We start from the raw sequence: 8756 nt of genomic DNA, 5'->3' as shown, positions 1-8756 counted from the left end.
TCGGTCGCGCGGCGCATCACCTACCTCGTCACGGGCGAGGTCCAGGGCTCCGTCGTCGCCCACTGACGACCGGCGCCCGCGCGGCGCCCACGACGACGCAGGCCCGGTCCCCCTCGGGGGGACCGGGCCTGCGTCGTCGTGCGGGGCCCGCGTCGGACCGGGGTCAGCGCCCCTGGTTGGCGACGGCCTGGATCGCGGCGGCCGCGGCGTCGGGGTCGAGGTAGCGCCCGCCGGGGACGGTGGGGCGCAGGCTCTCGTCGAGCTCGTACAGCAGCGGGATGCCCGTGGGGATGTTGAGCTTGGAGATCGTCTCGTCGTCGATGCCGTCGAGGTGCTTGACCAGGGCCCGGATGGAGTTGCCGTGCGCGGCGACGAGCACGACCTTGCCGGCGCGCAGGTCGGGCACGATCTCCGCGTCCCAGTAGGGCAGCTCGCGCTCGAGGACGTTCGCGAGGGCCTCCGTGCGCGGGATGGGCTCGCCCGCGTAGCGCGGGTCGGCGTCCTGCGAGTACTCCGAGCCGAGCTCGATCTCGGGCGGCGGCACGTCGTACGAACGGCGCCAGAGCATGAACTGCTCCTCGCCGTACGTGTCGAGGGTCTGCTTCTTGTCCTTGCCCTGGAGCGCGCCGTAGTGCCGCTCGTTGAGCCGCCAGGTGCGCCTGACCGGGACCCAGTGGCGGTCCGCGGCGTCGAGCGCGAGGTTCGCGGTGGTGATCGCGCGGCGCAGCACGGAGGTGTGGACCACGTCCGGCAGGACGCCTGCGGCGGTGAGCATCGTCCCGCCGCGCGTCGCCTCGGCGACGCCCTTCTCGGACAGGGGCACGTCGACCCAGCCGGTGAAGAGGTTCTTGGCGTTCCACTCGCTCTCGCCGTGGCGGAGCAGCACGAGGGTGTAGGTCATGGGCGCCATCCTGCCGCAGCGGGGCAGGCGGCGCAGGGACGTCCGGCCCACGCCCGGACGGGCACCGGACCAGCACCGGACCACGACCGGTGCCGGCCGCGGGCGGTCAGAGCGAGGCGCGGACCTCGTCGGCGACGCCGTAGACCTTGAGGAGCTGGTCGGCCGCGGCGTCCCACCCGAAGCGCTCGGCAGCGGGGCGCGCGCCCAGGGCGAGGCGGGCGCGCTCCCCGTCGTCCGCCAGGAGGCCTCCCAGCACGCGGGCCCACCGCACCGGGTCGTGGCCCCGCACGAGCCGCCCCGAGACGCCGTCCTCGACGATGCTGCGCAGGCCGCCGACCGCCGCGGCCACGACGGGCACGCCGCACGCCTGCGCCTCGGCCGCGACGAGCCCGAAGGACTCCGACCGCGACGGCATGGCCACGAGGTCCGCCGCCCGGAACCACGTCGGCAGGTCCGCGCGCGAGGCCGGCGGGCGGACGAGCACGTCGTCGGCGACGCCGAGCGTGGCGGCCAGGGCGAGGAGCTCGCGGACGCCGGAGGACCGGCCGCTGGGGCCGCCGAGGACGACGAGGAGCGGGCGGGCGGCGCGGCCGTCGCCCGCAGCCGTCCCCGTGCCCGTGCCCGTGCCCGTGCCCGCGCGGTCCGCCGCCAGCACGCCCAGCGCTCGCACGAGCACGTCGGGCGCCTTCAGCGGCTGCACGCGACCCGCGAAGAGGACGACGGGCCGGTCCGCGGGCAGCCCGAGCGCGGCGCGGGCGGCGGCGCGGTCTCCCGGGCGGAAGCCGTCGAGGTCGACGCCGGGCTCGACGACGTGCACGCGGTCCGGCGCGGCGCCGTACAGGTCGGTGAGCTCGCGCGCCTCGTCGCCGGTGCTCGCGACGAGGGCGTGGGCGCCCGCGACCACGCTCTCCTCCCCCAGCACGCGCGCCGGGGGCTCGGGGTCGTCGCCCGGGGCGAGCGCGGCGTTCTTCACGAGCGCGAGCGTGTGGGCGGTGTGGACCAGCGGCACGTCCCAGCGGTGGGCCGCGACGAGCCCGACCTGCCCCGAGAGCCAGTAGTGCGAGTGCACCACGTCGTACCAGCCGGGCCGGTGGGCGGCCTCGGAGCGCAGCACCCCCGCCGCCATGGAGCACAGCACGCCCGGCAGGTCGTTCTTGTCGAGCCGCTCGAAGGGGCCGGCCGGGACGTGGTGGACGAGCACGGGGGGCACCGTCCCGGCCGGCACGTCCGGCGCCAGCAGGGCCGCGCGGGCGCTCTCCCCGTGCAGGGGGCGCCCGTCGGGGTCGGTGCCGTCGAGCACGACGGTCTCGGGCAGGTCCGAGGACGTGGCCCGCGTGAAGATCTCCACCCGTGCCCCGCGGGCGGCCAGTGCGCGGCTCAGCTCGAGCACGTAGACGTTCATCCCGCCGGCGTCGCCCGTCCCCGGCTGCTCCAGCGGTGACGTGTGCACCGAGAGCATGGCGACGCGGGGCGCGCGCGGGACGGTCACGGAGGGGCTCCTCGGGGGACGGGTCGGGCCGAGGGCCATTGTCGCCTCATCCCCGCGCCGCGCGCGCCCGGGGTCCGCGGGGGCTCAGCCGCCGGGCGGCGGTGCGGTCCGGCGGGCTCAGCCGGCCGGGACCACACAGGCGGGCGCGGGGATCGCCACCTCCGCGTCCGGACCCACGGACGCACCGGGCCCGTCCGGCAGGGCGACCACGCGGTCGGAGCGCTGCAGCGCCACCACGACGTGCCCGCCGACGACGGCGTGGTGGCGCGGCCAGGCGCCGGGCAGCACCGCAGCGGTCCCGGCGACGGCACCGGCCGGGCCGCCGACGCCCGCTCCGACCTCCACGGGCACCATCCGGTCGGTGCCGGGGGCGTCCGTCCCGCGCACCCCGACGAGCGCCCGCCCGCCGTGGAGCGTCACGTGCGCGGGCAGGGGCCGGCGCGGCGCACCGGGCGCCCCGTCGGCGGCCGGGTCGGCGGCGGGCACGTCGTCGGGCAGGAGGGGCACGACGCCTCGGGGCGACGCCGTGGCGGTCGCCGCGTCCCAGGCCAGCACGTGCAGGCGGCCGTCGAGCTCGCCGACGACGAGGAGGTGGCCGCCGTCGGGCGTGACGGCGAGGTGGCGCGGGCCCGTCCCGGGCGGCAGCGTCGCGGCGACGCCCTCGTCGACGAGGTGCACCCGCCCGTCCCGCGCGGTGGGACGCAGGCGGCGCAGACGGTCCGTCCCGAGGTCGACCACGAGGACGACGCCGCCCGGCGCCGGGGCGACGAAGTGGGCGTGCGGCGCCTCCTGCCGGTCGGCCCGCGGCCCCGTGCCGGTGCCGGCGAGCACCTGCGTCGGCCCGTCCGTCGCGAAGGTCCCGGCCGCGGGCCCGTCGGCGACGAGCGGCAGGACGGCCAGCGACCCGGAGGAGTAGTTCGCGACGAGCAGCGCGGCACCGCCGCCGGGCACGTCGACGCGCACGAGGTGGCAGGGGTCGGCGCCGCCGGAGGGCACGGTGGCGAGGTGCTCGAGGGCGCCGGGGCCGGCGCCGTCCGGGCCCGCGCCCTCCGGGCCCGCCCCGTCCGGGCCCGGGACCACGCGGAGGGCGCTCACCGTGCCGTCGGACGCCTCGCCGACGGCGTGCACGACGCCCGCGGCGCGGTCGTGCCGGAGGAACGACGGCGCCGGGGTGGCGAGGAGGAGCCGGGGCCCGTGCAGGGACCCGTCGGCCGGGTCGAGGTCGACGCGCCAGACCCCCTCGCCCCGGCCGGCCGGCGCACCCGCGCCGGCCGCCGGGTACGTCCCGACGAGGAGCGGGATCAGTGCGCGGCCTCGTAGGCCGCCTTGACCTCGGCGGAGATGCGGCCGCGCTCGGACACCTCGTGCCCGTTGGACTTCGCCCACTCGCGGATGGCCTGCGCCTCGTTGCCGGAGGTGCGGCGGCTGCGGGAGCCGCCGGAGGACCCGGAGCCGGAGCCCGAGGAGCGGCCCGAGGAGGAGCGGCCGCCGGACACCTTGCGGGCGTGCCCGACCCAGGTGGACAGCTCGTCGCGCAGCTTCGTGGCGTTGTCGGACGTGAGGTCGATCTCGTACTGGACCCCGTCGAGGGCGAACGTGACGGTCTCGTCGGCCGTGCCCCCGTCGATGTCGTCGACCAGGAGGACCTGGACCTTCTGAGCCATGGTGGGTGCTCTCCGCAATGTTCGGGGAATGCGTCTTCGGACGGCGCCATCCTGGTCCGTCGCGACCCCCCGCGTCAAACAGCGACACGCATTCGAGTGCATTCTGCGGCACAAACGACGCCGGCAAACTCGTCGGTCCCGGGCACGGCGTCCGTTTCTCCGTGCGCTTTACCGTGCACGCGGACGGCTAGCGCCCGTCGGCGTCCGGCGCGGGCACGTCCGCCGCGGCGCCGCCCTGGCGCCGGCGCTCCTCCTCGGCCAGGCGCGCGAGGGCCTGCCGCTCGCGGCGGTCGGCGCCGATGATCATGCGCATCACGAACCAGAAGACGAGGCCCACGCCCAGGGGCGGGAGCAGGGCGACGAGGACCGCGGTGGCGCCGTCCACGTCAGAGCGGCTTCACGAGCGGGAAGAGCACGGTCTCGCGGATCCCGAGGCCCGTGAGCGCCATGAGGAGGCGGTCGACGCCCATCCCCATGCCGCCCGCGGGCGGCATCGCGTGCTCGACGGCGGCGAGGAAGTCCTCGTCGACGGCCATGGCCTCGTCGTCGCCGGCGGCCGCGAGCAGGGCCTGCGCCTCGAGCCGCTCGCGCTGGACGACGGGGTCGACGAGCTCGGAGTAGGCCGTCGCGAGCTCGAAGCCGCGCACGTACAGGTCCCACTTCTCCACGAGGCCCGGGGTCCGCCGGTGCGCGCGGGTGAGGGGGCTCGTCTCGACGGGGAAGTCCCGCACGAAGGTCGGCGCGTGCAGCCCGTCGCCGACGAGGTGCTCCCACAGGCGCTCGACGAGCTTGCCGTGCGAGAGGCGCCGCGGGTCGACCTCGACGTCGAGCCGGTCCGCGTGCGCCTGCAGGGTCGCCACCGACGTCTCCGGCGTCACCTCCTCGCCCAGCGCGGAGGACAGGGAGCCGTACATCTCCAGGCGCGTCCACTCGCCGCCCAGGTCGTACTCCTCGCCCCCCGGCAGCGTCACGACGGTGGTGCCGAGGACGTCCCGCGCGGCCGTCTGCACGAGGTCCTGGGTGAGCGCGGCCATGGTGTCGTAGTCGCCGTAGGCCTCGTACGCCTCGAGCATCGCGAACTCCGGCGAGTGCGTGGAGTCCGCGCCCTCGTTGCGGAAGTTCCGGTTGATCTCGAACACCTTCTCCACGCCGCCGACGACCGCGCGCTTGAGGAACAGCTCCGGCGCGATCCGCAGGTACAGGTCGATGTCGAAGGCGTTCATGTGCGTGACGAAGGGGCGCGCCGCGGCGCCGCCCGCCTGCGTCTGCAGCATGGGCGTCTCGACCTCGAGGAACGCGCGACGGTGGAAGTTCTCGCGCAGGGACCGCACGACGCCGGCGCGCAGGCGCACGGTGTCGCGGGCCTCGGGCCGGACGATGAGGTCGACGTAGCGCTGCCGGACGCGGGCCTCCTCCGACAGCTCCGTGCCCTCGTAGAGGTTCGGCAGCGGACGGATGGCCTTCGCCGCCATCGTCCACGCGTCCGCCATCACGGACAGCTCCCCGCGCCGCGACCGCACGACCCGCCCGTGGACGAAGAGGTGGTCGCCGAGGTCCACGTCGGCCTTGAACGCGGCGAGGCGCTCCTCGCCGACGGCGGCCAGGCCGAGCATCGCCTGCAGGCGGTTGCCCTCGCCGTCCTGCAGCGTGGCGAAGCACAGCTTGCCCGTGTTGCGCAGGAACACGACGCGACCGGCGACGCCCACGAGGTCGTCCGTCTCCTCGCCCGTGGCCAGGTGGTCCCAGCCCGTGCGCACCTCCGCGACGGAGTGCGTGCGCGGCACCCCGACGGGGTACGGCTCGACGCCCTCGGCGAGCATCCGGGCGCGCTTCTCGCGGCGCACCCGCAGCTGCTCCGGGAGGTCCTCGGCGGGCGGGGTGGGGGCGTCGGTCACGCAGAGGATGGTAGTCGGCGGGCCCGCGCGCCCCGTCCGCCCGGCCCGGGGCGCGGGCGCCGCCCTCAGCCGAGCGGGCCGAGGTCCAGGGCCAGGTCGAGGATCGGCGAGGAGTGCGTGAGCGCGCCGACGGAGAGGTAGTCGACCCCCGTGGCGGCGACCTCGGCGGCGCGGTCGAGGGTGAGCGTGCCCGTCGCCTCGAGCTCGACCCGGCCCGTCCGGCCCTCGCCGGCGCGGACCGCCGCGACGGCGGCCGCGAGCAGGGGGGTCGGCATGTTGTCGAGCAGCAGGAAGCGGGCTCCGGCCGCCACCGCCTCGAGGGCCTGCTCGGGGGTGTCCGCCTCCACCTGGACGGGGACCTCCGGGAACCGGGCCGTCACCGCGGCGACCGCGGCCGCGACCCCGCCGGCCGCCACGACGTGGTTGTCCTTCACCATCGCGACGTCGTGCAGGCCGAACCGCTTGTTCGTGCCGCCCCCGCAGCGGACGGCGTACTTCTCCAGGCCCCGCAGGCCCGGCGTCGTCTTGCGGGTGTCGAGGACCTGCGCGCCCGTGCCCGCGAGCGCGTCGGCCCACCGCCGGGTGTGCGTGGCCACCCCCGACGCGCGGCAGACGAGGTTGAGCAGCGTCCGTTCGGCGACGAGGAGCACGGTCACCGGTCCCCGCAGCTCGGCGGCGGCGTCCCCGCGGGCCGCGCGGTCCCCGTCGCGGAGGTGCCAGTCGACCGCGGGCTCCGGCAGCCCCAGCCGGCGGGCGACCTGCCCGAGGACCTCCGGGACGGCGACGAGCCCCGCCAGCACCCCGTCGGCGCGCACGGCCAGCGTCGCGGCGCCCGTGGCGCCGGGCGGCACCGTGGCCTGCGTCGTGACGTCGCGGCCAGGGTCGCCGCCGAGGTCCTCGTCGAGCGCCGCGGCCACGAGCCGGCGCAGCGCGGCGGTGTCGGGGCCGGGGTCGCCGGGCAGCCCGGGCCCGGGTCCGGCGGCGGGGAGGGGCGCGGCGTCGGTCACGGCGGGAGGCTAGCGGCCGGGGCCGTCGCCGGGCGCCGCCGGCCCGGTCGTCAGCGGCGCGCGCCGGCCGACGAGGGTCCCGTCGGGGTCCAGCGCCAGCTCCACCCGCACGGACCACGCGGCGTCGTCGCGGGCGGGGGCGTCGGTGCGCACGTGCCCGCCGCGGGACTCCTCGCGCACGAGCGCGGCGGCGGCGACGAGGGTGGCGACCTGGTGCACGTTCGTCGTCTCCCACTCCCCCGCCTGCGGCGCGGCCAGGGGGCGGCCCTCGTCGCGCCGCTCGTGGGCGTCCGTGGGCACGGCCGCGAGCGCGTCGAGCGTCGCGGCGAGCCCCGGACCGGACCTCAGGACGCCCGCGCCACCCGTCGCGACGCGCTGCACGCGGGGGCGCGCCGCGGCGGCGACGAGCGCGGCCGGCCCCGTCCGCGGCTGGGGCTCGAGCTCGAGCGCCCGCCGGTCCGGGGCGCGCTCCGCGACGTGGCGGGCGGCGCGGTGCGCGAAGACGAGGCCCTCGAGCAGGGAGTTCGAGGCGAGGCGGTTCGCGCCGTGCACCCCGGTGCACGCCACCTCGCCCACGGCGTACAGGCCCGGGACGCTCGACAGCCCGACGGCGTCCGTGCGCACGCCCCCCGAGTGGTAGTGCTGCGCGGGCGCGACGGGGACGAGGTCCGTCGTGAGGTCGATGCCGTGCTCGAGGAGCCGGGCGTGGATCGTCGGGAAGCGCCGGCGCAGGAAGGACGCGCCGAGGTGCCGGGCGTCGAGCCAGACGTGGTCCGAGCCCGTGGCCGCCAGGCGACGGACGATCGCGTGCGCGACCACGTCGCGCGGGGCGAGCTCGGCGAGGGGGTGCTCGTCGGGCATGAAGCGCGTCCCGTCCGTGTCCAGCAGCAGCGCGCCCTCGCCGCGGACCGCCTCCGACACGAGCGTGAGCTGGCCCTTCACGCCGGCGCCGAGCCACAGCACCGTCGGGTGGAACTGCACGAACTCCACGTCGGCCACCCGGGCCCCCGCGCGCAGCGCCGCGGCCGTGCCGTCGCCCGTGGCGCCGGCCGGGTTCGTCGACGAGCGGTACACCTGCCCGATGCCGCCCGTCGCGAGCACGACCGCCCGGCCGAGGGCGGCGCCGACCCCGTCGCGGCTGCCCTCCCCGATGACGTGCAGCGTGACGCCGCACGCCCGCCCGGGGGCACCGCCGGGGCCCGCCGGACCCGTGAGGACGTCGAGGACGAGCGCGTGCTCGACGACCTCGATGCCCGGGTCGTCGCGGACGGCCTCGAGCTGGGCGACGAGGGCCCGGGAGATCTCGGCGCCCGTGGCGTCGCCGCCGGCGTGGGCGATGCGGTCGGCGCCGTGGCCGCCCTCGCGGGTGAGCGCCAGCCCGCCGTCCGCCGCGCGGTCGAAGACGGCCCCGCGGGCGACGAGCTCGCGCACCCGGCGCGGGCCCTCCGTGACGAGCACGTCGACGGCCGGGGGGTCGCACAGCCCCACGCCCGCCACGAGGGTGTCCGCGCGGTGCGCGGCCGGGGAGTCGGCCGGGTCGAGGGCGGCGGCGATCCCGCCCTGCGCCCAGGGCGTCGACCCCGAGGCGAGCTGCGTCTTCGTCACCAGCAGCACCCGCGGCACGCGCGTGCGCAGCTCGAGCGCCGCCGTCAGCCCGGCGATGCCGGAGCCGACGACGACCGCGTCGGCCGCGACCGTCCAGCCCGGCTCGGGGGCGGCGAGCCGGCGCGCGAGGCGCGGGGGGCCCGCGGCGCCGCCGGGCACCGGCCGGGCGCCGACCGCCTCCGGCGCGAGGGTCAC

The 8756-nt window shown here is 77.8% G+C and carries 8 protein-coding genes; all 8 read right to left on the bottom strand.

Annotated elements, in window-relative coordinates; genetic code table 11:
- Window positions 1-163: 163 nt before the first annotated feature.
- Entirely contained in the window at window positions 164-901 is a 738-nt protein-coding gene (locus tag EJA20_RS17380; RefSeq protein WP_129339787.1) for a phosphoglyceromutase, read from the bottom strand.
- Window positions 902-1007: 106 nt separating this feature from the next.
- The gene (locus EJA20_RS17375) at window positions 1008-2429 is read right to left on the bottom strand and encodes a glycosyltransferase (RefSeq protein ID WP_129339786.1); all 1422 of its coding nucleotides are present in this window, start codon (window positions 2427-2429) and stop codon (window positions 1008-1010) included.
- A gap of 78 nt (window positions 2430-2507) precedes the next feature.
- Window positions 2508-3692, bottom strand: a complete 1185-nt coding sequence (locus tag EJA20_RS17370; RefSeq protein WP_420836453.1) for a lactonase family protein — start codon at window positions 3690-3692, stop codon at window positions 2508-2510.
- Complete coding sequence (locus tag EJA20_RS17365; RefSeq protein WP_129339784.1) at window positions 3692-4054, bottom strand: histone-like nucleoid-structuring protein Lsr2; 363 nt, start codon at window positions 4052-4054, stop codon at window positions 3692-3694. The genes EJA20_RS17370 and EJA20_RS17365 overlap by 1 nt, the downstream gene beginning before the upstream one ends.
- A 187-nt stretch (window positions 4055-4241) precedes the next feature.
- The gene (locus tag EJA20_RS17360; protein WP_129339783.1) at window positions 4242-4439 is read right to left on the bottom strand and encodes a hypothetical protein; all 198 of its coding nucleotides are present in this window, start codon (window positions 4437-4439) and stop codon (window positions 4242-4244) included.
- 1 nt (window position 4440) lies between these two features.
- On the bottom strand, window positions 4441-5874 hold the full coding sequence (lysS, locus tag EJA20_RS17355; protein WP_240675619.1) for a lysine--tRNA ligase: 1434 nt from the start codon (window positions 5872-5874) through the stop codon (window positions 4441-4443).
- Between the two features lie 140 nt (window positions 5875-6014).
- Window positions 6015-6956 carry a carboxylating nicotinate-nucleotide diphosphorylase gene (nadC, locus tag EJA20_RS17350; protein ID WP_129339781.1) on the bottom strand — a complete coding sequence of 314 codons (942 nt, stop codon included), beginning with the start codon at window positions 6954-6956 and terminating at the stop codon, window positions 6015-6017.
- Window positions 6957-6965: 9 nt separating this feature from the next.
- Entirely contained in the window at window positions 6966-8756 is a 1791-nt protein-coding gene (locus EJA20_RS17345) for an L-aspartate oxidase (protein WP_420836452.1), read from the bottom strand.

Source organism: Cellulomonas endophytica, assembly GCF_004123805.1.
Classification (GTDB): domain Bacteria; phylum Actinomycetota; class Actinomycetes; order Actinomycetales; family Cellulomonadaceae; genus Cellulomonas; species Cellulomonas endophytica.
Note: the sequence above shows the minus strand (reverse complement) of the source record. Positions and strands in the feature narration are given on the sequence as shown.

Bases quoted from the DNA above. Each gene is read 5' to 3' on its own strand.
- EJA20_RS17375 (WP_129339786.1), bottom strand. From the start codon at position 2,429: ATGGCCCTCGGCCCGACCCGTCCCCCGAGGAGCCCCTCCGTGACCGTC.
- lysS (WP_240675619.1), bottom strand. From the start codon at position 5,874: ATGCTCGCCGAGGGCGTCGAGCCGTACCCCGTCGGGGTGCCGCGCACG.
- EJA20_RS17380 (WP_129339787.1), bottom strand. From the start codon at position 901: ATGACCTACACCCTCGTGCTGCTCCGCCACGGCGAGAGCGAGTGGAAC.
- EJA20_RS17365 (WP_129339784.1), bottom strand. From the start codon at position 4,054: ATGGCTCAGAAGGTCCAGGTCCTCCTGGTCGACGACATCGACGGGGGC.